Below are 25,624 nucleotides of genomic sequence, written 5' to 3'. Positions count from 1 at the left end.
CGTGGCGAGGAGGGGCGGCCGCGGGCGGCCACCCGCTCGGATTGATCTTCGGGCGGGCACCCGCACCGGGTGTCCGATTCCTCCCCCGCGAGCCTGCCAGGCCGGAAGACGGCGGTGGCCCGGACCCCGTGGTGAACGAGATCCGGGCCACTCGGCTCAGCTGCGGCGCGCGCGCTTCGCCTTCTTCGGCGGCGGCAGCGCACCTTCGGCGCGCAGCCTGGCGGCGTGCTCGGCGAGCGCGTCCACCAGTGCGGGGACCTGCGCCAGTTCCGGCTGCACGTCCACGCGCAGGCCGAACTCCTTGGCGGTCTCGGCCGTGTTCGGGCCGATGCAGGCCACCAGGGTCCGCGCGTGCGGCTTGCCCGCGATGCCGACCAGGTTCCGGACCGTCGACGAGGAGGTGAAGCACACCGCGTCGAACCCGCCGGTCTTGATCATCTCGCGGGTCTCGGCCGGCGGCGGCGCGGCCCGGACCGTGCGGTAGGCCGTGACGTCGTCGATCTCCCAGCCGCGCTCGCGCAGCCCGGCCGCCAGCGTCTCGGTGGCGATGTCCGCCCGCGGCAGCAGCACCCGGTCGACCGGGTCCAGGATGTCGTCGTGCGGCGGGAAGTCCTGCAGCAGGCCCTCGCTGGACTGGTCGCCCGAGGGCAGCAGCTCCGGCGTGATGCCGAACGAGCGCACCTTCTCGGCGGTGGACTCGCCCACGCAGGCGATCTTCACACCGGAGAACGCGCGGGCGTCCAGCCCGAACTCGCGGAACTTCTCCCACACCGCGCGCACCGCGTTCGTGGAGGTGAACACCACCCACTGGTAGCGGCCGTCGACGAGGCCCTTCACCGCGCGCTCCATCTGCGCGGGGCTGCGCGGCGGCTCCACCGAGATCGTCGGCACCTCGTGCGAGACGGCGCCGTGCGACCAGAGCCGCTCGCTCATCGAACCGGCCTGCTCCTTGGTGCGCGGCACCAGGATCTTCCAGCCGTACAGGGCCCGGGACTCCCACCAGGACAGGCCGGAGCGGTCGCCCGCGACCGAACCGATCGTCACGACCAGCTGGCCCTGCAGCTCACCGGCGTCGGCGGGCAGCGAGGCCAGCGTCGTGTCGATGGTGCGCTGCGAGACCGTGGTGCCGGAGGAGGTCACCGCCACCGGGGTCTGCGCGGTCAGGCCGTGCTCCATCAGCGCGGACGCGGCCTCGGCCAGGTGGCTGCCCGTGGTGTGCAGCACCAGCGCACCGGGGGCGGCGGCCAGCGCCGCCCAGTCCACCTCGCCGCGCACGTCGACCTCGGTGTGCCCGGCGCCCAGCGCGACACCCGCGTAAGCGGGGACCGCGCTGCCCGGGGACACGCCGGGGACCACGTCGAAGGCCGCGTCGGTCTTGGCGACCTCGCGGACCTCCCGGACCACGGCGTCCACGGTCATCGGGTCACCGGCGACCAGCCGGACCACCGAGCGGCCGGTGGCGGCCTCGTTCGCCAAGTCCTGCGCTACCTCGGCGGGTTCCCCCACGGCCGGGCGCGACTCGGCGCCGTCGGCCGCGAGTGCCAGCACGTCGGCGGGCACGTCGGGGTCGGTCACCACCAGCGACGCGGTGGTGAGCAAGTACCGGGCCCGAACGGTGAGCAGTCCCGCATCCCCTGGGCCGGAGCCCACGAATGCGACCCGTCCTGGGCTCTTGCGTGTCATCAGCGCACTCTCCATCAACTACTACCGGGACCGCTGAGCAAAGCGTCCCTGGCATCGAGCAGCTCGGCGGCCAAGGCCAAGCCCAACTGCTCGGCGGCGGTCGTCTCACCAGTGGCGGAGGCGCGCACCAGGCGGTTCGCCTCGGTCGCCATGACCCCGCGGACGGACAGCCGTTGCGCCACGCGCCCGTCCTCGTCGAGGTCCTCCACCACTTCGGCCAGCGCGCCGATCGGCGCACTGCAGCCTGCCTCCAGCGCAGCCAACATGGCGCGCTCGGCGGCCACCGCGGCGCGGCTGGCCTGATCGTCCAGAACGGACTGGAGCAGGTGCTCGGTGTCCACGTCGTCGACGCGGCATTCCACAGCCAGCGCGCCCTGGGCGGGCGCGGGCAGCATCTGGAGTGGATCGAGCGATTCCGTGATCACCGCGAGCCGGCCGACTCTGGCCAGCCCGGCGCGGGCGAGCACGACGGCGTCCAGCTCACCGTCGGTCACCTTGCGCAGGCGGGTGTCCACGTTGCCGCGGATGCCGCGCACCTCCAGGCCGAGGCCGAGGGCCTCCAGCTGGCTGGCGCGGCGCGGCGAACCGGTTCCCACGAGGGAGCCCGGGGGCAGTTCACCGAGCGTCAGACCGTCCCGCGCCACCAGCGCGTCCCGCGGGTCCTCGCGGACCGGGACTGCGGCCAGCGACAGCCGGGGGTCTTGTTCGGTCGGCAGATCTTTGTAGGAGTGCACGGCGACGTCGACCTCGCCGTTGGCGAGGGCCTCGCGCAGCGCGGAGGTGAACACGCCCACGCCGATCTCGGCGATCGGCGCCATCGAGCGGTCGCCGGGGGTGCTCACCTCGACGAGCTGGGTCGGGTAGCCCGCGGCCTCCAGCTGCTCGGCGACCATCCCGGTCTGGGCCATCGCGAGCGCGCTGCCGCGGGTGCCGATGCGCAGCGTCTTGTTCACCGGTCTTCACCGTCCTGTTCCGCCCCGTCCTGGGCGAGGGGGTCCCGCAGCAGCGCCTGCGCCGAGTGCGCACCGGTCACCGGCACGTCCTCCGCGGAGCGGGGCGTGCGGATCGCGGTCGGCGCCTGCGGGTCCAGTTCGAAGAGTTCCCGCAGCGCTTCGGCGTAACCGGAGCCGCCGGGAACGGATGCCAGTTCCTTCACCCGGACCGTGGGTGCGTGCAGCAGCTTGTCCACGACGCGGCGCACCGTGCGGGACAGCTCGTCGCGCACCGGCCCGTCCAGCTCGGGCAGCCGCGAGTCCAGCCGCAGCAGTTCGGCGTCGACGACCTCGGCGGCGCGCTTGCGCAGCGCCGTGACCGTGGGGGTGACCTCGGCGGAGCGCTGCGAGGCGAGGTAGCCGCGCAGCTCGTCGGCGACGATCGTCGCGGCGCGGTCGGATTCGCTGCCGCCGCGCTGCGCGCTGAGCCGCGCTTGCAGGGTCTCCAGGTCGACGACGGCGACGCCGGGCAGCTCGGCGACCTCGGGCGCGGTGTCCCGCGGCAGCCCCAGGTCGCAGAACAGCAGCGGGCGGCCGGTTCCGGCCCGGTCCCGCACCGCGTCGGCGACGACGTCCTCGGTGATCACGGCACCGACGGCTCCGGTGCAGGTCACCACGAGGTCGGCGGTGGCGATCGCGGAACCCAGCCCGGTGAGCTCCACCGCGTCGGCCGGGATGCCTTCGGCGCGCAGCGACTCGGCGAGCCGGGCGCCGTTGGCGGCGGTGCGGTTGGCGATCACCACGGAGCCGATGCCCGCGCGGCGCAGCTGCGCGGCCGCCAGACCGCCCATCGAGCCGGCGCCGACCAGCAGCGCGCGCTTCCCGGCGACACCGCCCAGCACCGCTTCGGCGTCGGCGAGCGCCTCGGACACCACGGAGGCGCCCGCGGCGTCGATCTCGGTCTCGGCGTGCACCCGCTTGCCGACGCGCAGCGCCTGCTGCGCCAGCTCGTGCAGCGTGCGGCCGACGGTTCCGGCCTGGTCGGCGACGCCGTAGGCCTGCCGCAGCTGGCCGAGGATCTGCGCCTCGCCGACGACCATCGAGTCCAGCCCGGCGGCCACCGAGAACAGGTGCTCGACCGCGGCACCGGCGTAGTGCACGTAGAAGTGGTCGGCGAGCTCGGCGACCTCGGCCCCGGCCTTGCGGGCCAGCACCTCGGTCACGTCGTTCAGCCCGCCGTGGAAGGTCTCGGCGACCGCGTACACCTCGACGCGGTTGCAGGTGGAGACCAGGAAGGCCTCGCTGATGTGCGTCCGGCCGAGCAGCTCGTCGAGGACCTTGCCGACCTCGTCGGCGCCGATCGCGACCCTCTCCAGCACCCGTACCGGGGCGCTCCGGTGGGAGAGCCCGACGGTGAGCAGGTTCACGGCCGAACCACCATCCCGTCCACATCACCGCGCTCGGGCGCGGATTCGGAGTTCCCGTTCCCGTTCCCCCCGCGGCCCGGCGGGCCCGCGTCGGTGCCGGCGACCCCGGGAACCGCCACGGATTCCTGGTTCCGCCGCGCGACGTGGAACGAGAGGATCTGCATCTCCACGGCCAGGTCGACCTTGCGCACCTCGACGTGCTCGGGGACCTGCAGGACGACCGGGGCGAAGTTCAGGATGCACACCACGCCGCCCTCGACGAGGCGGTCGCAGACGTCCTGCGCCCCCTCGGTGGGCGTGGCGATGACGCCGATGGTGACCTCGCGCTCGCGGCAGACCTCGACGATGTCGCCGATGGAGCTGACCGGGATGCCGCCGACCGGCACGTCCAGCAGGTCGGGGTCGAGGTCGAACAGCGCGGCCACCGGGAAGCCCCGGTTCAGGAAACCGCCGTAGTTGGCGAGCGCGTGCCCCAGGTTCCCGATGCCGACCACGGCGACGCGGTGCTTCTTGGTGAGCCCGAGGGTCCGCTCGATCTGGCCGATCAGCACCGCCACGTCGTAGCCGACGCCGCGGGTGCCGTAGGAGCCGATGTAGGACAGGTCCTTGCGCAGCTTCGCCGAGTTCACCCCGGCGAAGGCGGCGAGCTCTTCGCTGGACACGGTGCGGGTACCGCGCTCCTCGAGGCCGGACAGCACGCGCAGGTACACCGCGAGGCGTGCGACGGCCGCTTCCGGAATGGCCCGCGCCCGCTCTCGGGCGGCGGGGACCGCGATGGATTCGGCGGGTGACCCTGACCCGGACGGGACGCCCGCCGGTTGCCCGGCCTCGTCCCGTTCGCCCTCTCCGTGGGCCGTCACTGGCTCTCCCTCGACCTGACTCGGTGCTGCTCGTCCGCCGCGCTCGCCGGTCGAGCGACGCACCGGAGTGAAAACGGGGTGCGAACCGCTGACCTCGATGACACGGCTCGAACTCCACCGTAGCCATTTGTGAAGACATGCACAAAGTTCGCCGACGATCACCGCAGCGGCCGCCGGGCCACCCCGCACCATGATGTCGGATGCGCCCCTCGCCATCCAAAACGGCTGTTCAGCGAGCTGCTAACGGTGTCGTTGCGGGGCTTTCGGGGTGGGTCGGGCCGTCTCGCGCAGCCCGTGGCCCGCCGCCCGGTGCGAAACGACACACCGGCCGCCGCCGAACGGGCGCGGGCCGGGTGCCGGTCCGGCCACCGCCGGTCAGCGGCTGAGCGCGGCGCGGAGCCGGTCTGGCTCGACCTTCCAGTACCCGTGCTCCGCGCCGTCGACCAGGACGACCGGCACCCGGTCGCCGTACTCGGCGCGCTGCTCGGGGTCGGCGTCCACGTCCTCGGTCGTCCACGGCACGTCGAGCTCGGCGCACACCTCGCGGACGGCGGCGAGCGCCTCGTCGCACAGGTGGCACTGCTCGCGCACCAGCAGCGTCACCGCGTGCTGCCCCGATCCGGTTCCCGGCACTTCCGACCTCCTCTGGACGACCTGCTCCCCAAGGTAGCGAGGCCGGTCAGGCGGGCGGCGTGCGGAGCGTCCGGCGGGCGATCTTGCCGGTCGGCGAGTGCGGCAGCCCGGTGGCGAAGTCGACCTCGACGGGCACCTTGAACTTCGCGAGCCGGGCCGCGCAGTGCGCCCGCACCGAGGCCTCGGTGAGCTCGGCGCCGGGGTCGGCGACGACGACGGCGCGGACCGCTTCGCCGCGGGACTCGTCGGGCACGCCGACGACCGCGGATTCGGCGACGCCGGGCAGTTCGGCGAGCACCGCCTCGACCTCCCGCGGGTACACGTTGAAGCCGTTCACGATGATCAGGTCGGTGGCCCGGTCCACCAGGTGCAGGTCCCCGTCGTCGTCGAAGTAGCCGACGTCGCCGGTGCGGAACCAGCCGTCCCGGTCCGGTCCGTGCGCCCCGTCCGGCCAGTAGCCGCGGAACAGGTTCGGCCCGCGCACGGAGACCCGGCCGGTGTCGCCCTCGGCCTCGTCGATCGGGGAGCCGTCGGTGTCGACCAGCCGCAGCTGCACCTCCGGCAGCGCCCGCCCCACCGAACCGGGTTTGGCCCGGCCGCCGGCGAGCGTCGTGGTCAGCACCGGCCCGGTCTCGGTGAGGCCGTAGCCCTCGAACACGTCCAGCCCGGTCGCCGAGCGGACGGCGCTCGCCACCTCGGCGCCCAGCGGAGCCGCGCCGGACGTCAGCAGCCGCACCGTGGCCATGCCCTCGCGGAGGCGCTCCGGCGGCAGCCGCAGCCATTCGCGGTACATCGGCGGCACCCCCACCACGCCGGTGACCCGGTGCCGCGCGATCGCGGCGAGGGACTCCTCGGCGTCGAACCGCGGCAGCAGCACGGCGGTGGCGCCGACGGCGGCGACCTGCAGCATCCCCGGCCCGAGGCCGAAGGCGTGGTACATCGGCAGCGCCAGCAGCACCCGGTCGGCGGCGTTGACCGGCATCGGCCGCAGCCTGCCGCACTGCCGCACGTTCGCCAGCAGCGCCGCGTGCGGCAGCATCGCGCCGCGCGCGGGCCCGGAGGTGCCGGAGGTGTAGCAGAGCACGGCGAGGTCGGCGGGTTCCCGCGGCAGCTCCGCCGCGGCGCGCTCCTCGCCGGTCGGCGGGTCGAGCAGGGCGGTCCCGGCGAGCTCGCGATCGGCGCCACCCGCGGGAGCACCGCCACCGATGAGCAGCGCGGCCCCGCTGTCGTCGAGGACGCGGCGCAGTTCGGGCGCGGGCGCCGAGGGCGGCAGCGGCACGGCGACGGCTCCGGTGCGGAACACGGCGAACAGCGCGATGCAGAACTCGACCCCGGTGGGCAGCGCCAGCGCCACCCGGTCCCCGGGCCGCACGCCTTCCGCGCGCAGCCGCCACGCGTAGCCGGTGCAGGCGGCGTCCAGTTCGGACCAGGTCGTCCGGTTCCCGGCGAGGTCGATCAGGGCCGGGTGGTCGGGTCCGCGCTCGGCGGCGGCGCGCACGAGATCGGCCAGGTTGACGTCGGGACCCGCGGCACCGGGCGGGCCGGTGACCGGGGGCGGGCACGCTTCGGTCGACATGGGCGCACCTCCATCGCCGTACCCGCGGCATCGGCGGCCGAGGGTGTTCGACATCACTCAACCGTGCCGAGGGGCACCGGGGCAACCGCGATGAATCCGAAACCTCGCAGCGCTATCTACTTACCAGTAACAACCCGTATGCTCCGGCGGAACGACCTGGTTCCGTTCCCCAGCACCAGACCAGCACGCCCCCGGTGACCCGCGGTTCGCGCAGCACCGCGACCCGGTCACCACCACGGCAGGAGGTCGGTCGAGACAATGCTCACCAGCACGCTGCCCACCCCCGTCCATCCGGCCCCCGCCCGGCCCGCGCACCTCCCGGCACGCCCCGGCCGCCCCGCCCGCGCCGAACCTCCCGCCGAGCGGCGTCCCGCGGCCGAGGCGGCCGAGCTCCGGCCCGCGGCGGAGGCACCGGTCCCCGGCGAGAGCTGGCGGCACGTGAGCGCGGCGCAGGACGGCGACCTCGACGCGTTCGGCAGGCTCTACGACGAGTACTCGCCCCTCGTGTACCGCTACGTGCTGTTCCGGGTCAGCGACCACTGCCTCGCCGAGGACATCACCAGCGAGACCTTCCTGCGGGCGCTGCGGCGCATCGCCACCGTCAGCTACCAGGGCCGCGACGTCGCCGCCTGGTTCATCACCATCGCGAAGAACCTGGTGCTCGACCACGTGAAGTCCAGCCGGAACCGGCTGGAGGTGCCCATCCCGGAGCTGCCCGACGCCCAGCACCGCCCGCCGCAGCACGGCGGCCCGGAACAGCACGTGGTCGACGCCGCCATCCAGCAGGAGCTGCTGCGGTGCGTGCGCCAGCTCAACCGGGACCAGCGCGAATGCATCCGGCTGCGGTTCCTGCAGGGCCTGTCGGTGACCGAGACCGCGCAGCGCATGCAGCGCGGCGAAGGGGCCGTCAAAGCGCTCCAGCACCGGGCCGTGCGGCGCCTCGGCCAGCTGCTGCCCGACGACCTGCGCTGACCCCCGCCGGGCCGATCGAACCACTCAGCGCGGACCGCGCCAACGCGCCGGGCGGGAGCCTCTAAGCTGGAGGCCTTGCTGGGCCGGGTCACCGCACCGGCGGGAACGTCCCGCTCAGCGCCCCTGGTACGCCAGGACCCGAACCCGAGCAACATCCAGCCGGAGCAAGACCGGGAGGCGCGGCGGTGCCGACAAGTCCAGGCCCAGCCGAAGGCCGAGGCCACGACGGCCGACAGCGCGGCGGCTCGGCGCGCCCCGACTCCGGCGGGGACGCCGGGGGCGACGACGCGGCGGAGCCCCGGCTCGACCCGCCGCGCGAGACCCCGTCCGCGCTGGACCCCGCCGAGGGCTCGTTCGACAGCGCGAAGGTCGCGGGCCGCGCCTCCGCCGAAGCGGCCGTCGCGGGAGCGGAACCGGGCGGGTCGCTGACCGCGCCACCGGACCTCACCGCCGCCGCCTTCTTCGACGTGGACAACACGATGATGATGGGCGCCTCGCTGTTCCACTTCGCGCGCGGCATGGCGGCGCGCAAGTTCTTCACCGCCTCCGACCTCGCGGGATTCGCCTGGCAGCAGCTGAAGTTCCGCGTCGGCGGCCGGGAGAACGCCGACGACGTGCAGGCCAGCCGGGAACAGGCGCTGTCGTTCGTCGCCGGGCGCAAGGTCTCCGAGCTGGTGGAGCTCAGCGAGGAGATCTACGACGAGCTGATGTCCGACCGGATCTGGGCGGGCACCCGCGCGCTCGCCCAGATGCACCTCGACGCCGGGCAGCGGGTGTGGCTGGTGACGGCGACCCCGGTGGAGCTGGCGCAGATCATCGCCCGGCGGCTCGGGCTGACCGGCGCGCTGGGCACGGTGGCCGGGCACGTGGACGGCATCTACACCGGGCGGCTCGTCGGCGAGATGCTGCACGGGCGGGCGAAGGCGCACGCGGTGCGCGCGCTGGCCGCCAGCGAAGGGCTGGACCTGCGCCGCTGCACCGCGTACTCCGATTCGGCGAACGACGTGCCGATGCTGTCCGCGGTGGGCACCGCGGTGGCGGTCAACCCGGACCAGCGGCTGCGGGACATCGCCCGCTCCCGGGGCTGGGAGATCCGCGACTTCCGCACCGGGCGCAAGGCGGCCCGCATCGGCGCGCAGTCGATGCTCGGCGCGGGGGCCGTCGCGGGGGCGATCGCCGCCGGGCTCGCCTACCGCCGCCGCGACCGCTCCTGATCCCGCCGCCGAGCCGGCCTCAGCCGAGGAAGACGTTCTGCCGCGTCGCGAGCAGCCGGTAGAGGGTCTGCTGGATGATCTCGCGGACCTGGTCGCTGAGGCTGAACACGACCATCGGGTCGTCGGCGGCGCCCTCCCCGAAGGAAGCGGTCTCCACCGGCTCGCCGAACTCGATGTACCACTTCGACGGCAGCGGCACCGCGCCCAGCAGCCCGAAGTGCGGGAACAGCGGCGTCACCGGGAAGTACGGCAGCCCCAGCAGCCTGGCCAGCGGCCGGATGTCGCCGAGCTTCGGGTAGATCTCCTCGGCCCCGACGATCGAGCACGGCACGATCGGCACCCCGGTGCGCATCGCCGCCGACACGAACCCACCACGGCCGAAGCGCTGCAGCTTGTACCGGTCCCGGTACGGCTTGCCGACGCCCTTGAACCCCTCCGGCCACACGCCGACCAGCTCCCCGGCCCGCAGCAGCCGCTCCGCGTCGGGGTTGCACGCCAGGGTGTGCCCTGCCTTGCGCGCCAGCGAGCCGACCATCGGCAGCCGGAACACCAGGTCCGCGCCGAGCATCCGCAGGTGCCTGCCCGGGTCGTGGTGGTCGCGCAGCGCCACCGTGGTCATCAGCGCGTCCAGCGGCAGCGTGCCCGAGTGGTTGGCCACCACGAGCGCGCCCGAGTCGGGGACGTTCTCCAGCCCGATCGCCTCGACCCGGAACCACTTCTCGTACAGCGGCCGCAGCGGCGGCACCACCAGGTGGTCGGTGAGGTCCTCGTCGAAGCCGAACTCGTCGACCTGGTAGTCGCCGAGCAGCCTGCGGCGGGCGAAGGCCAGCGCGTCGGCGACCGCGTCCTCCCAGCCGGGCTCCCGCTCGGCGGCGTCCGAGGACGGGACGGCGTCCGGATCGGGGACGGCCTCGGACAGCGGTGCGGGTCCGGGCCGCGCACCGCCGGGACGCTGATCCGCCGGGTGCAGCGGGATCACTCGGGCGTCCGCCATCTGGCCTCCTGGTTGCTGCCGCGGTCTGGTCTCGGTCACCGCGGTCCGGTCTCGGTCACCGCAGTCTGGCGAGCAGGTCGCCGACGCTGCGCTCCCACGTCACGACCCGCTCGGGGTCGATCACGGGTTGCAGGTCGCGGCCGCGCACGAAGTCGTCGAACGCCTGCTGGGTGGTCCAGCGCGGGGTGAACCCGAAGGTCTCCCGCAGCTTGGTGGTGTCCACGACGCGCCCGAAGTTCAAGAACCGCATCTGCTCCGGGGAGAAGTCGACGAGCCGGGCGCCGCGGAAGAACCGGCTCACCGCGGGCACCCCGGTCCGCGGGATCGGCACCGCCACCCGCCCGGCGCGCCGGATCGCCTGGGACAGCATCAGCACCCCGTCGCCGCCCGCGTTGTACACCCCGGGCAGCGCCTGCGTCGTGGCCTTCTCCAGCACGGCCAGCGCGTCCTCGGAGTGCAGCAGCTGCATCCGGGCGTCGTAGCCGAGCACCGTCGGCACCAGCGGCAGCGCGAAGTAGCGGGTGAGGTCGGCGTCGATGCGCGGACCGATGAGGTGGGTGAACCGCAGCGTGGTGATGTCCACGTCGGGCCTGCGCCTGCCGAAACCGCGCACGTAGCCCTCGATCTCCCCGGCGTCCTTCGCGTACCCGGAGGACGGCAGGTCCTTCGGCTCCATGTCCTCGGAGAACACCGCGGGATCGCGCGGGCTGGCGCCGTAGACGGCGGTGGTCGACTTGACCACCAGCCTGCGCAGCTCCGGGGCCTTCTGGCAGGCCGCCAGCAGCTGCATGGTGCCGATGACGTTGAGCTCCTTCATCGCGGCCCGCCCCGCCGGACCGGACTGGGAGTTCACGGCCGCGTGCACCACCGTGTCCACGCCGGAACCGGCGATGACCTTGGCGATGAGCGGGTTGCGGATGTCGGCGCGCACGAACTCGGTGCGCCCCATCCGGCGGCGCAGGTCGGGCCGCGGCGGCGCGGTGTCCACGCCCAGCACGCGTTCGATGTCGGGGTTCGCGGCGAGCCGCGCGGCGAGGTGCCCGCCCAGGAAACTGCTCACACCCGTCACGAGCACGACGTTCGGCACCATGGTTCTCCCCGAGGGTTCCGGCCGGAGGGTGGTTCGCCCGCGCCCGCCCGGCCGGGGGCCGGCCGCGATCGCGGCGCACGAGCGCTGGGCTCGATGCTACCCAGCGCGGTCACCCGCTCCGGTTACGCGCGGGCAACGCCGCGACGTCCTCGTGCACCTCACCAGCGGCTCGCGAGATCGGCAACCCGGGGCGCCGCGGACCACCCGGGCGGCGGAGGTGCCAAAACGACCGCCGCCGACCCGAAACGGTCGGCGGCGGCGAAGGCGCGAGATCCGAGACTCCCGATCTCGCACCGCGTGGGCGCGGGCCGGAGTCCGGCAGATCCCTTACTTGCCCAACTTGCGACGCTGGACGCGGGTCCTGCGCAGAAGCTTGCGGTGCTTCTTCTTGGACATGCGCTTGCGGCGCTTCTTGATGACCGAGCCCATGCGGATTCCTTCGCTGTCGGCATTGGTACGAACGTCTTCTCGTGCCGGTGCTGCCCCTGGCGCACCGCCGGTGGGAGCACCGGCAGCAGGCACGATCGATCCCGCAGCCTACCCGCCCACCGGTCACCCCCTGACGGAGTGGTCCGCCAGGGCGGTCCCGAGCCCCCGGGCGGGCGCCGCCGCGCCCGGGGGACGGCGGTGCTCAGCCCGCGTTGTAGTAGGCGTTCTCCAGGTAGGAGTGCACGTCGTTCTCCGCCACGCGGAAGGAGCGCCCCACGCGTGCCGCGGGGAGCTCACCGGCGTGCACCAGCCGGTAGACGGTCATCTTCGACACCCGCATCAACCTGGCCACTTCGGCCACGGTGAGGAATTGCACGTTCCCCACCTGCGGGGGTGCTTGCTGGCTGGGTTCCGAGTTCGCAGACATGCTTCACCGAGTCCTTCGGCCCGCGCGCGCCGTCGGCTTCCCCTCCGACGGACTCCACACGCGCGTGCTCCGTCGAGAGTAGCGGGACGGTTGGGATTCCTGCGATGCGCGAACGTCCCGGATCCAGGGGTTTCCGCCGGTCAACGCCGGGGAACCGGTGGTCCTAGTCGTGCGCGCGGCCCAGTTCCACCGAACGGTCCCTGGCGGCTTCGATGGCGTCGATGAGCGCGGCCCGCACGCCGTGCTTCTCCAGCTCGCGGATGCCCGCGATGGTGGTCCCGGCGGGCGAGGTCACGGCCTCGCGCAGGATCGTCGGGTGGCCTTCGGAACCGTCGCGCAGCATCGTCGCGGCGCCCACCGCGGCCTGCACGATGAGGTCGGCGGCGGTGGCCCGCGGGATGCCGAGCAGGATGCCCGCGTCGATCATCGCCTCGACCAGGTAGAAGAAGTAGGCGGGCCCGGAACCGGACAGCGCGGTCACCGCGTCCTGCTGGGTCTCGGGGACCCGGACGACCTTGCCGACGCTGCTGAGCAGTTCTTCCACGACGGCGAGGTGCTCGTCGCCCGCGTGCGATCCGGCGGAGATGGCGCTCATCGCCTCGCCGACGACCATCGGCGTGTTCGGCATCACCCGGACCACCGGGGTGCCCGCGGCGAGCCGCCGCTCGTACAGCTTGGTGGGCAGGCCCGCGCACAGCGAGACCACCAGCGTCGCCGCGTCCGCCAGCGGCGCCACTTGGTCCAGCAGCGGCTCGATGTCCTGCGGTTTCACCGCCACGACCAGCACGTCGGCGCGGCGCACCGCGGTGTCGACGTCCACGTGCTCGATGCCGTACTGCGCGGTCAGCTGCGCGGCCCGGTCCGGGTGGCGTTCGGTGAACATCAGCTCACCCGGGTTCCGCCCCGCCTGCAGGAGCCCTGCCAGCAGCGACTCGCCGATCTTGCCCGCGCCCAGTACGGCAATCGAATTCATGCGGAACAGGGTGCCAGAACGGCCGGGAACGACCCTCCCCAGGCGCCACCTGCGCGGTTAGTGTGTCGGCAACCACGACATCGATGTTGTTGGAGCGCCGAGCGCGCGGACGAGGAGGTCCGATCCCGATGCTGAGCACGATGCACGACGGCCCGCTGTCGATCGCCAGGATCCTCGAGCACGGCAGCCGGGTACACGGTGCTTCGGAGGTGGTGACCTGGACCGGGGAGGAACCGCGCCGCCGCAGCTACGCCGAGGTCGGCAGGCGGACTGCTCAGCTCGCGCACGGGCTGCGCTCCCTGGGCGTCACCGGAGATCAGCGCGTCGCCACGTTCATGTGGAACAACGCCGAGCACCTCGAGGTGTACCTGGCCGCCCCCGCGATGGGCGCGGTGCTGCACACGCTGAACATCCGGTTGTTCCCGGAGCAGATCAGCTACATCGCCGACCACGCCGAGGACCACGTCGTCGTCGTGGACGGCAGCCTGCTGCCGCTGTTCCAGAAGGTGCTGCCCACGATGAGCACGGTGCGCCACGTCGTGGTCAGCGGCGGCGATCCGGCGGCGCTGGAAGCCCCGGACGGCGTGCAGGTGCACGGCTACGAGGAGCTGCTGCGCGGCCGCCCGGAGGTCTTCGAGTGGCCGGAGCAGGACGAGCGCGCCGCCGCGGCGATGTGCTACACGTCCGGCACCACCGGCAACCCGAAGGGCGTCGTCTACTCGCACCGCTCGATCTGGCTGCACTCGATGCAGGTGTGCATGTCGGACGGGATGGCGCTGGCGCAGGCGGACCGCGGACTCGCGGTGGTCCCGATGTTCCACGCCATGTCCTGGGGGCTCCCGTACGCGGCGCTGATGTCCGGCGCTTCGCTGATCATGCCGGACCGGTTCCTGCAGGCGGCGCCGCTGGCCAAGATGATCTCCACGCTGCGGCCGACGATGGCGGCGGCGGTGCCGACGATCTGGCAGGGCCTGCTGCAGCACCTGGAATCGGACCCGCAGGACATCTCCTCGCTGCGCGAGGTCGTGGTGGGCGGCTCGGCGTGCCCGCCCGCGCTGATGCGGACCTTCCAGGAGCGCTACGGCGTCCCGGTGCTGCACGCGTGGGGCATGACCGAGACGTCGCCGCTGGGCAGCGTGGCCCGGCCGCCCGGCTCGGCGGTCGGCGAATCGCAGTGGCCGTACCGGGAGTCGCAGGGCCGGTTGGCGGCGGCGGTGGAGGCCCGGTTGATCGGCGACGACGGCCGGGAGCTGCCGTGGGACGGCCGGAGCGTCGGCGAGCTGGAGGTGCGCGGCCCGTGGGTCACGTCCTCGTACCACCGCGGTGAGGACGTGGAGAAGTTCCACGACGGCTGGCTGCGCACCGAGGACGTCGGCACCCTGTCCGCGGACGGCTTCCTGCGGCTCACCGACCGCGCCAAGGACGTGATCAAGTCCGGCGGCGAGTGGATCTCGACGGTGGAGCTGGAGAACCACCTGGTGGCACACCCTGCGGTGGCCGAGGCGATGGTGGTCGGCGTGCCGGACCCGAAGTGGGACGAGCGCCCGCTCGCGGCCGTGGTGCTGCACGAGGGCGCCTCGGCCGACGCGGCGGAGCTGCGCGCGTTCCTGGCCGAGCGGGTCGCGAAGTGGCAGCTGCCGGAGCACTGGACGTTCCTCGCCGAAGCGCCGAAGACCAGCGTCGGCAAGTACGACAAGAAGCGCCTCCGCAAGCAGCACGCCGACGGCTCCCTCGACCTGGAACAGGCCTGAGCCGACCGGGCGGCGGCTCGCCGGGAGCCGTCGCCCGCCGGTCGCGTCAGCCGGTCGCCGAGTCCTCGTCGCCGTCCGCGGCGGCCGCGTCGTCGAGCTGCTTCTCCTTGGCGCGCTCCGCGTTGGAGAAGGTGCCCTGCACCTGCTCCAGGTGTTCGCGGACCAGGTGGGACAGGTGCAGCGAGCGGTCGTAGGCCGGGCCCTGCACGGTGGGCTGCGCGGCCGAGCTCCACTTCTCCTGAGCGCCGCACAGCCCGCACACCTGGCCGCCGCCGGAGTGCTCGTAGTCGAGCTGGATGGGGTGGATGCGCACGGTCGGCACTGCTCGCCTCCCTGGGCTCGGCGGTGATCGCGGCGCCACCTTAACCCCGCGCGCCGCTCGATCCGGGCGAGCCGCACCGGCCCGCCCGGATCGGGAACCGCCTACCGCGCGCTGAGCGCCAGCTGCCGGGCCTGGCACACCAGGCGGCCGGTGGAGTCGATGACGAGGGTGTCCTCGTCGAACCACTGCCCGTGCACGGCCTTGGACTCCACGACCAGCCGCAGCCAGCCGTTCGCGGGCCGGGCCCGCAGCAGCGCCGTCAGCTGCACCGTCGGCGACCAGCCGAAGCGGCCCAGGTTGAACGTCACCGGCATCGTGAGGTCACCCGCGATCAGCCCGAACAGCAGGTCCGGCTGGCCCTGGTGCGGGCGCGCCCACAGCCGCAGCCGCAGCGGCTCGTCCGTGCTGCCGCGCAGGAATCCGGCGCCACGCGGGTCGAGCCGCATGTCGCACGCCTTCGCCAGCCCGCCCGGCCAGGACGCATCGGTGCTGCCCAGGTCGATCGCGTCGGCGGGCGGGTTCACCGGCATGTCCGGCAGGTCCGACCAGCTCGGCGGCTCGTCCGGCACCTGGCCGAGGGTGATGGTGGCGTCCACGCACCGCTGCCCGGCCTGCTCCAGCACGGCGCGGACGACGGTGACGGTCCGCCCCGCCTTGAGCAGCTCGGTGCGCAGCAGCACCGGGCCCACCTTCGGCGAGTTCAGGTACTGGGCGCTGACCGACAGCGGTTCCAGCTGGCCGTCACCGACGGCGGCGCGGCTGAGCAGTGCCAGCAGGTAGCCGCCGTGCGGGCGGTCGCCGACGGACCAGTCGTGGTGCAGGTCGGCGACGAAGGTGCCGTCGCCCAGCGGGCGGACGGCGAGGGTGTCGAGGAAGGGGGTGTCGTTCACGCGCGACCCGCGCAGTGCCGGCGTCGCTCCTGAGCGAGCGAGGCGCGAATCGTACTCATGCCATGATCCTACGTTCCCGCCCCGAAGTTGATCATCGGGTGGGGGCTCGGCTCAGCCCGCCCGCGGCCGCCCCGGCGCCTGCAGGTGCAACCGCGCGAACACCAGCGCCTCCGCCAGCAGCGCGGCCCGTTCCTGCTGGTTCCGCGCCTTGCGGCTGTTCACCTCCAGCACCACCGATCCGGCGAAGCCGTCCGCCGCCAGCAGCTCGCAGACCTCCGCGCACGGCTGTCCGCCGTGGCCGGGCACGAGATGTTCATCACGGGGAGCGCCGGTGCCGTCGGCCAGGTGCACGTGCGCCAGCCGGTCCTGCATCCGCTTGTACAGCTCGATCGCGTCCACGTGCGCCGCGGCCGCGTGCGACAGGTCCAGCGTGTAGCTGCCGTAGCCGACCTCGGTGGGGTCCGGCGAGGGCGTGAACGCGGACAGGCCGCTCGCCTTCCCGCCGCGCAGCCGGTTCAACCGGTTCGGCGGGCGGATCGGGAACATGTTCTCCACCGCGACCCGGATCCCGCTGGTCTCCTCCAGCCCGCCGACGAGCTCCGCGAAGCCCTCCGCGTAGCGCCGCTGCCAGCGGAACGGGGGGTGCACCACCACCGTCGAGGCACCGAGGTCCGCGGCGGCCACCACGGCCCGCCGCAGCCGCTCCTCCGGTTCCGGCGACCAGACCCGCTGCGTGATGAGCAGGCAGGGCGCGTGCACCGCCAGGATCGGCACCCCGTGCTCCCGGGACAGCCGGTGCAGCGCGGCGACGTCCTGGCTCACCGCGTCCGCCCACACCATCACCTCGACCCCGTCGAAGCCCAGTTCCGCGGCCATCTCGAACGCGGCCCGAGCGGGCTGGGGCCACACCGATGCGCTGGAGAGCCCGACCGGGATGTCGGGGTGCTGCTCGATCTCCGTGTCCGGTTGCGGTGTCATCTGCTGCCCCAGCGTCTCGCGCCCCACCGGATCCTCCACGCGGCTCGGGATCCGCGCGGCGAACCCGGTCTCACTGCCCGATCAGCAGCAGTGCGGCGGGCGACACGGTGCAGATCAGGCCGACCAGCACCGCCAGCAGGATCGTCTGCAAGTCGTCGGTGCGCAAGAACTTCCGCGCGACGAACACCAGCGCACCGGTGATCGCCAGCGCGGCGACCAGCGCCGCGATCGGGATCGCCGTCCACAGCCAGCGGAACGCGAACCACACGACACCACCGCAGACCAGGCCTGCGCCGCCCTGCAGGGCGAGCACCAGCCATTCCTTGCCGGTCGTCGGCGCCGATTCCTCCTCGTCGGCCGCGTCGGCGCGGTAGTCGTCCGCGTCGAGCCCGGCGGGCAGCGCCTCGTCGTAGTCGTCGAACTCGTCGTCGGCGTCGTAGCCGTCCCCGCGGTACCGGGTGGCTTCGGCGTCGTCGGCGTAGTCGTCGTAGCCCGCCTGCCCGGCGTAGCCGGTGCCGGAGTCGTAGTCCTCGTAGTCGTCGAAGTCGTACGGGTCGTCGGACCGCGCGGGCGCCGCGTCCGCGGGCGGGTACGCGAGCATCGCGGTGCCTTCCGCACCGGCGCTCTTGGCCTCCGCCTCCACCCGCGGCAGCTGCTCGGTGGCGCCTTCCAGCGGCACCGAGCGGGTCGCCTGGTCGTGCGGGCCTGCGGGGGCGGGCCCGGGCAGCACGGGCTGCTGCACGGTCATCTCCGCGTCGGACGGGCCCGCATCGGGCGCCTCCGGCGGCGGGGTGGCGCGCGGCGGCGCTCCGGCCGCGGCGAAGCGGCGGGCCCAGAAACCGGAGCCCTGGTCCGGATCGGCCGCCTGCTCGTCCTCCACCGGCGGAGCCGGAGCGGGCGCGGGGGCCTGCGCGGCCGACTGCTGCGGGCGCGGCGGCGCGGGCGGTGGCCCGGCCGGGGGCGGCCCGGCGAACGGCTGCTGCGGTGCGGCGGGGGGCGGTGGCCCGGCGGGCGGTACCGCGGGCTGCGGCCCGGTGCCCTGCGGCGGCTGCGGCTGCGGCTGCTGCGGCGGCGGAGCGGCCCGTCCCGGGGCCTGCGGAGCGCCGCCCTCGGGCCGGCCGGACTCGGCTTCCTCGACCTCCTCCGGCTTGATCGCGCGCATGGTGCCGCTGTCCGAGAGCACCCGCTGGATGATCGCCTGCGGGGCGGTCTCGCTCGGGTCCTCGGCTCGCCTGCGTCGCCTGTGCGCACTGCGCTGCGAGCCCCCGCCGTACTCGGCGAGGAGCTCGGCGACGGTGCGCTGGCTCGGGTGCTCGGACCCGCTGTCCCGACTCATCGATTCCACCGTGCCCCGTAGTGGGCTTGCCGTCCAGTTCCCCGATCCACGTCTGACCCGTTCGCGGAGGTCCGCTCCGCGTCGAACGACCCGAACTCAGCGCGGGTCCGCATCGCAGTGTGGTCCTCTCCGTTGGCGTGGTCCAGCCGCCGGAGGATGACTCCTTCCCGCAGCGCCCACGGGCAGATGTCCAGTTCCGCCACTCCCAGCGCGCGCATCACCGCCTCGGCCACGAGCGCACCGCTGATCAGCTGGTGCGAGCGCGCGCTGCTCACCCCGTCGAGCGCGGCCAGGTCGGCCGCCGACATCCGGGTGATGAACGCCAGCAGCTGCCGCAGCCCGGTCTCGGTGAGGCTGCGCGGCACGCGCGGCCCCGCGGAGGCCGGTGCGGCGCCGGTCAGCCGGGCCAGCGAGCGGAACGTCTTCGAGGTGGCGACGGCGCGGTCGGGTTTGCCGCTCTTGCGGAACCGCTTCGCCGTCGCCGCCAGCTGGTCGTCCAGCCAGTCCCGCATCTCCCCGACCTGGCGTTGCGTCGGCGGGTCCTGCGGTAACCGGGTCCGGGCCAGCCGGCCAGCGCCCAGCGGCAGCGAGGCCGCCAGGTCGGGCTGCTCGTCGACGCCGATCGCCAGCTCCAGCGAGCCGCCGCCGATGTCGAGCAGCAGCAGTCTGCCCGCCGACCAGCCGCACCAGCGGCGGGCGGCGAGGAACGTCAGCCGCGCCTCCTCCTCACCGCTGAGCACGCGCAGCTCCACCCCCGTCTCGTCCCGCACGCGGGCGAGCACTTCGGCGGAGTTGTCGGCTTCGCGGATCGCGGACGTGGAGAACGCCATCAGGTCTTCGCACCCCGCCTGCTCGGCGGCCTGCTTCACCTGCGTGACGTTGGCGACGAGCTCGTCGGCGTCCGCGTCGGCGAGACGCCCGTCGGCGCCGATCCGCTCCGCCAGCCGCAGCACGGTCTTCTCCGATGTCATCGGGGTCGGATGGGCACCACGGTGCGCGTCCACCACGAGCAGGTGGACGGTGTTGGATCCGACGTCGAGCACCCCTAGGCGCATGACCGACAACGTTACCGGCCGCAACCGCGCGCCTGAGGCGGGTGGGGGCCGGGAACCCGTCCGAACCCGGACGTGCGGGGAATTCCACCCGTTCCGCCGCGACCGCACTCGGAGCCCGCCACCTCGCGCGGACCCGTCCCGCGCCCGCGTTCGCGCAGGTGCGGGCGCGCACCCGCCCGCGGGCCCGCGCGGCCGCCCGCCCGTTCGGCGGCGGGCGGCCGCGCGGGACGGATCACACCTCGAACTTGTAGCCCAGACCGCGGACGGTCACCAGGAACTGCGGTTCGGCGGGGTCCGGCTCCAGCTTGGAGCGCAGCCGCTTCACGTGGACGTCGAGCGTCTTGGTGTCCCCGACGTAGTCGGCGCCCCACACCCGGTCGATCAGCTGGCCGCGGGTCAGCACCCGGCCCACGTTGCGCAGCAGGTACTCCAGCAGGTCGAACTCCTTGAGCGGGAGGCTGGTCTCCGCGCCGCCGACGGTCACCACGTGCCGCTCCACGTCCATCCGCACCGGGCCGGCCTCCAGCACCTGCGGTTGCAGGTCCTCGGCCTCGCCGCCGCGGCGCAGCACCGCGCGGACCCGGGCGATGAGCTCGCGGGCCGAGTACGGCTTGGTGACGTAGTCGTCGGCGCCGAGCTCCAGCCCGACCACCTTGTCGATCTCGCTGTCCCGCGCCGTCACCATGATCACCGGGACGGCGGAGCGCTGGCGCAGCTGCTTGCACACGTCGGTGCCGCTCATGCCGGGCAGCATCAGGTCCAGCAGCACGATGTCGGCGCCGTTGCGGTCGAACTCCTCCAGCGCCTCCTGGCCGGTCATCGCGACCGCGGCGGTGAAACCCTCCTTGCGCAGCAGGAACGCCAACGGGTCTGCGAAGGACTCCTCGTCCTCCACGATCAGCACCCTGGTCACCGGACTCCTCCCGTTTCGACGGTTGCGACCCCGTCCGCACTATCGGTCTCGGGCCGGGTCGTCGCCCGGCCCCGTTCGGCCGTGCCCGATCGGGCTTCGCCACCGGGCTGGTCGGAGCCGGTGTGCTCCGCCGCCGGTGCCGCGCCCTGCTCCCCGGTGCCGAGCTCCGGGTCGGCGCCGTGCCGGGGCACCCGGAGGGTGAACGTGGAGCCGGTTCCGAGCCTGCTCCACAGCTTCACCGCGCCGCCGTGGTTGGCGGCGACGTGCTTGACGATGGCCAGCCCGAGCCCGGTCCCCCCGGTGGCCCGGGAGCGCGCCGGGTCGACCCGGAAGAACCGCTCGAACACCCGCTGCTGGTGCTGCGGGTCGATGCCGATGCCGCGGTCGGTGACCGCGATCTCCACGAAGTCGCCGACCATGCGACGGCTGATGGACACCGGCGATCCCGGCGGTGAGTAGGCCACCGCGTTGTCGATGAGGTTGCTCAGCGCGGTCACCAGCAGCGTCCGGTCGCCGTCGAGCAGCAGCTCGCTGGGGTCGTCGACGGCGATCTCGATGCCCGCGGACTCGGCGGCGATCCGGGAGCGGCCGAGGGCCTCTTCGACGACGGCGTCGACCTCGACGGTGGTCAGCTCCGGCAGGCGTTCGGCGCCCTGCAGCCGGGACAGCGCGATGAGCTCGGAGACGAGGGTTCCGAGCCGGGTGGACTCGTGCAGGATCTTGGTGGAGAAGCGGCGCACCTCGTCGGCGTCGTCGGCCGCGTCGATCACCGCTTCGGCCAGCAGCGCGAGCGCCCCCACCGGGGTCTTGAGCTCGTGCGAGACGTTCGCGACGAAGTCCCGGCGGGTCGCTTCCAGCCGCACCGCGTCGGATTCGTCGCCGGCGTCGACGACGGTGAACCCGTCGCCGAGCGGCCGGACCTCGCCGTGCACCGCGGCGGGTCCGCGACCGCGCAGCGAGGTGCGGTTGAGCGGGGACAGGTCGACGGTCACGGGTTCGCCGGTCTCCAACGCCTGCTCCGCCGCGGCGCGGGCGCGGGCGTCGGCCCGGTTGTCCCGGACGAAGCCGAGTTCGTCGGCGCGGGGGTTGTGCAGCACCACGTCGCCGAACCTGTTGAGCACGACGATGCCGTTGTTGGTGGTGTGCACGAGACGTTGCAGGAGTTCGGCGACGGTCGGCCCGGCAGGCCTGCGCCGTTCGCGAACCCGCGCGGTCCTCGCGGCCAGGTAGCCGGCCGCCGCGCCGATCGTCAGCAAGCCGATGATCAGGGCGGTGTAGCCCAATGCGGTCACGTTGGCATCGTAAGCAGGGAGAGCCCGTGCTGGACCAGTCCACGAGCGCGATCCGTGATACCCGCGACATGAATCGGGGCGTTCTTCACCCCCGATTCACTCGAAAGTGGAAGACGGTTCAGCTGCGCTGCGCTGCGCCACCGGTTGCGTGAACGGGGAGCGGACACGACACGGGCGACACCTTCGTCCAGGTGTCGCCCGGAACAACTGCTCGACGCGGGATCACGGCTGGTGATCGCCCCGCCGCGGAGCGCGGGACGGGGCGATCACCGCCGGGGGCTCAGCGGCCCTGGTTCGCGACCGCGGCGGCGGCCGACGCCGCGGCGTCCGGGTCCAGGTAGGTGCCGCCCGGGTTGGTCGGCCGCAGCTGCTCGTCCAGGTCGTAGCGCAGCGGGATGCCGGTCGGGATGTTCAGCCCCGCGATGTCCGCGTCGGAGATCCCGTCCAGGTGCTTCACCAGCGCGCGCAGCGAGTTGCCGTGCGCGGCCACCAGCACCGTCCGCCCGGCCCGCAGGTCCGGCACGATCGCGCTCTCCCAGTACGGCAGCAGCCGGGTCACCACGTCCTGCAGGCATTCGGTGCGCGGCATGTCGGCGCCGAGGTCCGCGTAGCGCGCGTCGCCTTCCTGGCTGAACTCGTCGCCCGGGTCGATCTCCGGCGGCGGGGTGTCGTAGGAACGGCGCCAGAGCATGAACTGCTCCTCGCCGTACTCGTCCAGGGTCTGCTTCTTGTTCTTGCCCTGGAGCGCGCCGTAGTGCCGCTCGTTGAGCCGCCAGTCGCGGCGCACCGGAATCCAGTGCCGGTCGGCGCCGTCCAGCGCGATGTTGGCGGTGGTGATGGCGCGGCGCAGCAGCGAGGTGTGCAGCACGTCGGGCAGCACCCCGGTCTCGCGCAGCAGTTCGCCGCCGCGGCGGGCCTCGGTCGTGCCCTTCTCGGAGAGGGGGACGTCGACCCAGCCGGTGAACAGGTTCTCGGCGTTCCAGGTGCTTTCGCCGTGTCGCAGCAGTACCAGAGTCCCGATGGTCATGGCCTCAGGCTATGTCAGGGCGCGGGCGGCTCGTGCCACCGCCGCCGCCGGCGGGGACGCCCGGGCTGGCGGTCCGGGATGCCGCGGGCCCGGGCGCCGCCGCCGGGCGCGGGCCGCGCCGCGAGGTCGCCCGAGAGGTCCGCCGGGTGCCGCCGAGGTGCCGATGGGATCTCGCCGGAGCGCTCGCCGGGCGTCCCGCGTCCGCTCCGGCGATGGCGCGCGGACCACGAACGGACCGGAGCAACCGGCGTTGCGCCGAACAGGTTCATCCGCATTGCTCCGCGCCGAGCCCCGCCCTCGGCGAACGTGAGGATTTTTCGGTTGCGCCGCACAACCACCACCCCGAATTCGATCACTCAGAGCAGTGCGCCACCGTATCGAGTGATGATCTTCAGTGGCCGACAGCCGCTGGCAGTGACCCCGCAGATCGGTTGCGGTCGTCACTCGACGGTTATGGATTCACCGTAGCGTTGTGACACGAAAGTGTCGCCGCTCACATTTGAGGCCGCTATACCGCACTGAATAAGCCAAGGCGTTACCTTCGGTGAGTAAGATCACTCGTATGGAGTAATGAATCGGACTTGTGGCCAGTGCGTGACTCTGCGAAGTTGACACTGCTCTCGCTGATCGGCTCCCACGCACTCCCCGATCCCGCGAGAGCGAACAGAAGAGCGTGGCCCGTCTCCCCCGTCGGACCACGCCCCGCCGGGCCCCGGGTGCCCCCCGCCCACTGGGCCCGCTGGCGGGAACTCACGCGTGGGGCGGTTCGAGCTCGCGACTCCCCCTCTCTCCCGAGCCGCCCCTCGCGTCCGCTCTCGACCCGGACGCGCTCACCGCTCCGGCGAGGTCTCCCCCGGATCATCGGCAGGTGCCAGCGGGCCGTCCCGCCGCACCAGCTGCTCGAACGGGCGCAGGTTCGCCAACGACTCGCCGCGCGACTCCCGCCAGCCCCACTCCCGGCGGATCGCGGTGCCGAACCCCAGCTCCAGCAAGGTGTTGAAGTCGCCGTCCGCGGCCTCCAGCACCTGTCCCAGCAGCCGGTCGACCTCCTCCGCCGTCACCGCGTGCAGACCGATCCGGCCCACCAGGTACACGTCCCCGGTCCCGTCGATCGTGTAGTGCACGCCGTAGAGCCGGGCGTTGCGGCGCAGCAGGAACCGGTAGACGTCCTCGTGCGCCTCGTCCGGCTGCCTGCACACGAAGGCCTCCACGACCAGCGCGTGCTCGGCGACGATCAGCCAGCAGTTCGTCTGCAGCTTCTTCGCACCGGGCAGCGTCACGAAGAACCGGCCGTCGGCCTCCCGCCGGTAGTCCAGCTCGCTCGCGTCCAGCGCGGCCGCGATGGTCTCCTCGACCGTCATGCCGTCACCTCCAGGTCGAACTGCGAGTGGAAGGCGCGCTTCGCCCGCGCGTAGGTGTCCAGCAGCGCCTCCGTGGTGTGCTCCCAGGAGAACGCCTCGGCGTGCGCGACCGTGCCCGCGGCCAGTTCCGCGCGCAGCCCGGCATCCGCCACCGAACCCAGCGCGTCCGCCCACTGCCCCGTGCGGTGCCCCGGCACCAGCAGTCCGGAACGCCCGTCCGCGACCGCGACCGGCAGACCGCCCACCGACGCCGCCACCACCGGCGTGCCGCAGGCCTGCGCCTCCAGCGCGACCAGCCCGAACGACTCGTTGTAGCTGGGCACCGCGACCACGTCCGCGGCGCGGTACACGTCGGCCAGCGCCGCACCGCCCTGCGGCGGCAGGAACCGCACCACGTCGGTGATGCCGAGCTCCCCGGCCAGCTCGTGCAGCGACTCCGGCCGGTCCAGGCCGCTGCCGGACGGCCCGCCGACCACCAGCACCTCCAGCCGCGCGCGCAGCTCCGGGCGGCGCGCCAGCAGCTCGGCGGTGGCGCGCAGCAGCACGTCCGGCGCCTTCAACGGCTGGATGCGGCCCACGAACGCGAACACCAGCGCGTCCGGCCGCACCCCGAACCGGGCGCGGGCCGCGGCCACGTCGCCCGGGGTGAAGCGGCGCAGGTCCACGCCCGGCGGGATCGTCGCCACCTCGTCGGGGGACGCGCCGTAGAGCCGCACCAGGTCCGCGGCCTCCACCTCGGTGTTGGCGACGAGCCGGTCCGCTTCGGCGACCACCTGCTCCTCGCCGAGCACCCGCACCCGCGGCTCCGGGGTGTCGCCCGCGGCGAGCGCCGCGTTCTTGACCTTCGCCAAGGTGTGCGCGGTGTGCACCAGCGGCACGCCCCAGCGCTCCCGCGCCAGCCAGCCGACCTGCCCGGACAGCCAGTAGTGCGAGTGCACCACGTCGTAGAACCCCGGCTCGTGCCGCGCCTCCGCGCGCAGCGCGCCGGCCGCGAACGCGCACAGCTGCGCGGGCAGCTCGTTCTTGTCCAGCCCCTCGAACGGCCCGGCCACCACGTGCCGCACCGTCACGCCCGGCGCCAGCTCCGCCACCGGCGGCACGTCGGAGGACGTGGCGCGGGTGAAGATCTCGACCTCGGTGCCGTGCTCGGCCAGCCGCGTCGCGGTCTGCGCGATGTAGACGTTCATCCCGCCCGCATCGCCGGTGCCCGGCTGCTCCAGCGGCGAAGTGTGCAACGAGAACACGGCGGCGCGGCGCGGCCGCATCCGGGCGGTGCCAGAGGTCATCGACTAAGCCCTATCGCAAACGTGGTGGTGGAGCGCCCTCGCCCACGGCGCCCGGTCTCGGAACGCCTTGGGTCCCGACACCGGGCCGGGGGAAAACATTCCTGGACGCCCGGGCGCAGCCCGCTGACGCTACCCCGCGCACCACGCCCACCGGCCCGGACGCGGTGCGCCCGGTGACGGTGTTCACAGCGCCGCCGGACGGC

24 protein-coding genes are annotated in these 25,624 nt (G+C 73.5%); 3 read left to right on the top strand and 21 right to left on the bottom strand.

What is annotated here, in order from left to right; translation table 11 throughout:
- Nucleotides 1-156: 156 nt before the first annotated feature.
- The 6 genes from ABZ805_RS00440 to ABZ805_RS00415 form a co-directional block, all read right to left on the bottom strand.
- On the bottom strand, nucleotides 157-1,683 hold the full coding sequence (locus tag ABZ805_RS00440; protein ID WP_358432394.1) for a bifunctional uroporphyrinogen-III C-methyltransferase/uroporphyrinogen-III synthase: 1,527 nt from the start codon (nucleotides 1,681-1,683) through the stop codon (nucleotides 157-159).
- A 14-nt stretch (nucleotides 1,684-1,697) separates the two neighbouring features.
- Entirely contained in the window at nucleotides 1,698-2,636 is a 939-nt protein-coding gene (gene hemC, locus ABZ805_RS00435; protein ID WP_358432392.1) for a hydroxymethylbilane synthase, read from the bottom strand.
- Nucleotides 2,633-4,042 carry a glutamyl-tRNA reductase gene (locus tag ABZ805_RS00430; RefSeq protein WP_358432390.1) on the bottom strand — a complete coding sequence of 470 codons (1,410 nt, stop codon included), beginning with the start codon at nucleotides 4,040-4,042 and terminating at the stop codon, nucleotides 2,633-2,635. Before ABZ805_RS00430 ends, hemC begins: the two co-directional genes overlap by 4 nt.
- Nucleotides 4,039-4,818 carry a redox-sensing transcriptional repressor Rex gene (locus ABZ805_RS00425; protein WP_358432715.1) on the bottom strand — a complete coding sequence of 260 codons (780 nt, stop codon included), beginning with the start codon at nucleotides 4,816-4,818 and terminating at the stop codon, nucleotides 4,039-4,041. The genes ABZ805_RS00430 and ABZ805_RS00425 overlap by 4 nt, the downstream gene beginning before the upstream one ends.
- Nucleotides 4,819-5,277: 459 nt before the next feature.
- Nucleotides 5,278-5,535 (bottom strand): glutaredoxin family protein, encoded by a 258-nt coding sequence (locus ABZ805_RS00420; protein WP_358432388.1) that lies wholly within the window; start codon nucleotides 5,533-5,535, stop codon nucleotides 5,278-5,280.
- 46 nt (nucleotides 5,536-5,581) lie between these two features.
- Nucleotides 5,582-7,111, bottom strand: a complete 1,530-nt coding sequence (locus ABZ805_RS00415) for an AMP-binding protein (protein ID WP_358432386.1) — start codon at nucleotides 7,109-7,111, stop codon at nucleotides 5,582-5,584.
- Nucleotides 7,112-7,369: 258 nt separating this feature from the next.
- On the opposite strand from ABZ805_RS00415, the gene ABZ805_RS00410 reads away from it, so the two are divergent.
- Nucleotides 7,370-8,083 carry a sigma-70 family RNA polymerase sigma factor gene (locus ABZ805_RS00410; protein ID WP_358432384.1) on the top strand — a complete coding sequence of 238 codons (714 nt, stop codon included), beginning with the start codon at nucleotides 7,370-7,372 and terminating at the stop codon, nucleotides 8,081-8,083.
- 332 nt (nucleotides 8,084-8,415) lie between these two features.
- Nucleotides 8,416-9,297, top strand: a complete 882-nt coding sequence (locus tag ABZ805_RS00405) for an HAD-IB family hydrolase (RefSeq protein WP_358432713.1) — start codon at nucleotides 8,416-8,418, stop codon at nucleotides 9,295-9,297.
- 19 nt (nucleotides 9,298-9,316) lie between these two features.
- Here ABZ805_RS00405 and ABZ805_RS00400 read toward each other — a convergent pair whose 3' ends face one another.
- The 5 genes from ABZ805_RS00400 to proC form a co-directional block, all read right to left on the bottom strand.
- Nucleotides 9,317-10,291 (bottom strand): lysophospholipid acyltransferase family protein, encoded by a 975-nt coding sequence (locus tag ABZ805_RS00400; protein WP_358432382.1) that lies wholly within the window; start codon nucleotides 10,289-10,291, stop codon nucleotides 9,317-9,319.
- A gap of 55 nt (nucleotides 10,292-10,346) precedes the next feature.
- Entirely contained in the window at nucleotides 10,347-11,381 is a 1,035-nt protein-coding gene (locus ABZ805_RS00395; RefSeq protein ID WP_358432380.1) for an NAD-dependent epimerase/dehydratase family protein, read from the bottom strand.
- 327 nt (nucleotides 11,382-11,708) lie between these two features.
- Nucleotides 11,709-11,810: an AURKAIP1/COX24 domain-containing protein gene (locus ABZ805_RS00390; RefSeq protein WP_003402602.1), complete on the bottom strand. Its 102-nt coding sequence runs from the start codon at nucleotides 11,808-11,810 to the stop codon at nucleotides 11,709-11,711.
- 202 nt (nucleotides 11,811-12,012) lie between these two features.
- Nucleotides 12,013-12,237 carry a helix-turn-helix domain-containing protein gene (locus tag ABZ805_RS00385; protein WP_224962037.1) on the bottom strand — a complete coding sequence of 75 codons (225 nt, stop codon included), beginning with the start codon at nucleotides 12,235-12,237 and terminating at the stop codon, nucleotides 12,013-12,015.
- A 163-nt stretch (nucleotides 12,238-12,400) separates the two neighbouring features.
- Complete coding sequence (gene proC / locus ABZ805_RS00380; protein WP_358432378.1) at nucleotides 12,401-13,210, bottom strand: pyrroline-5-carboxylate reductase; 810 nt, start codon at nucleotides 13,208-13,210, stop codon at nucleotides 12,401-12,403.
- A 128-nt stretch (nucleotides 13,211-13,338) separates the two neighbouring features.
- Here proC and ABZ805_RS00375 point away from each other — a divergent pair, with 128 nt between their 5' ends.
- Entirely contained in the window at nucleotides 13,339-14,961 is a 1,623-nt protein-coding gene (locus tag ABZ805_RS00375) for a long-chain fatty acid--CoA ligase (RefSeq protein ID WP_358432376.1), read from the top strand.
- Nucleotides 14,962-15,007: 46 nt separating this feature from the next.
- Here ABZ805_RS00375 and ABZ805_RS00370 read toward each other — a convergent pair whose 3' ends face one another.
- The 10 genes from ABZ805_RS00370 to mshA form a co-directional block, all read right to left on the bottom strand.
- Nucleotides 15,008-15,283, bottom strand: a complete 276-nt coding sequence (locus ABZ805_RS00370) for a hypothetical protein (protein ID WP_358432375.1) — start codon at nucleotides 15,281-15,283, stop codon at nucleotides 15,008-15,010.
- Between the two features lie 101 nt (nucleotides 15,284-15,384).
- Nucleotides 15,385-16,173 carry a thioesterase family protein gene (locus ABZ805_RS00365; protein WP_358432373.1) on the bottom strand — a complete coding sequence of 263 codons (789 nt, stop codon included), beginning with the start codon at nucleotides 16,171-16,173 and terminating at the stop codon, nucleotides 15,385-15,387.
- Between the two features lie 111 nt (nucleotides 16,174-16,284).
- Nucleotides 16,285-17,151: a sugar phosphate isomerase/epimerase family protein gene (locus ABZ805_RS00360; RefSeq protein ID WP_358432711.1), complete on the bottom strand. Its 867-nt coding sequence runs from the start codon at nucleotides 17,149-17,151 to the stop codon at nucleotides 16,285-16,287.
- Nucleotides 17,152-17,221: 70 nt separating this feature from the next.
- Nucleotides 17,222-18,487 carry a hypothetical protein gene (locus ABZ805_RS00355; protein WP_358432371.1) on the bottom strand — a complete coding sequence of 422 codons (1,266 nt, stop codon included), beginning with the start codon at nucleotides 18,485-18,487 and terminating at the stop codon, nucleotides 17,222-17,224.
- Nucleotides 18,484-19,542, bottom strand: coding sequence for a Ppx/GppA phosphatase family protein (locus ABZ805_RS00350; RefSeq protein WP_358432369.1), 1,059 nt, complete (start codon nucleotides 19,540-19,542; stop codon nucleotides 18,484-18,486). Before ABZ805_RS00350 ends, ABZ805_RS00355 begins: the two co-directional genes overlap by 4 nt.
- 232 nt (nucleotides 19,543-19,774) lie before the next feature.
- Complete coding sequence (locus ABZ805_RS00345; protein ID WP_358432367.1) at nucleotides 19,775-20,455, bottom strand: response regulator transcription factor; 681 nt, start codon at nucleotides 20,453-20,455, stop codon at nucleotides 19,775-19,777.
- Nucleotides 20,452-21,747 carry an ATP-binding protein gene (locus ABZ805_RS00340; RefSeq protein ID WP_358432365.1) on the bottom strand — a complete coding sequence of 432 codons (1,296 nt, stop codon included), beginning with the start codon at nucleotides 21,745-21,747 and terminating at the stop codon, nucleotides 20,452-20,454. The genes ABZ805_RS00345 and ABZ805_RS00340 overlap by 4 nt, the downstream gene beginning before the upstream one ends.
- 280 nt (nucleotides 21,748-22,027) lie before the next feature.
- The gene (locus ABZ805_RS00335; protein WP_358432363.1) at nucleotides 22,028-22,774 is read right to left on the bottom strand and encodes a phosphoglyceromutase; all 747 of its coding nucleotides are present in this window, start codon (nucleotides 22,772-22,774) and stop codon (nucleotides 22,028-22,030) included.
- Between the two features lie 830 nt (nucleotides 22,775-23,604).
- Nucleotides 23,605-24,135 (bottom strand): YbjN domain-containing protein, encoded by a 531-nt coding sequence (locus tag ABZ805_RS00330; protein WP_358432361.1) that lies wholly within the window; start codon nucleotides 24,133-24,135, stop codon nucleotides 23,605-23,607.
- The gene (gene mshA / locus ABZ805_RS00325) at nucleotides 24,132-25,421 is read right to left on the bottom strand and encodes a D-inositol-3-phosphate glycosyltransferase (RefSeq protein ID WP_358432359.1); all 1,290 of its coding nucleotides are present in this window, start codon (nucleotides 25,419-25,421) and stop codon (nucleotides 24,132-24,134) included. The genes ABZ805_RS00330 and mshA overlap by 4 nt, the downstream gene beginning before the upstream one ends.
- Nucleotides 25,422-25,624 lie beyond the last annotated feature (203 nt).

The sequence above is a fragment of the Saccharopolyspora sp. NPDC047091 genome, assembly GCF_040643635.1.
Classification (GTDB): Bacteria; Actinomycetota; Actinomycetes; order Mycobacteriales; family Pseudonocardiaceae; genus Saccharopolyspora_C.
Note: the sequence above shows the minus strand (reverse complement) of the source record. Positions and strands in the feature narration are given on the sequence as shown.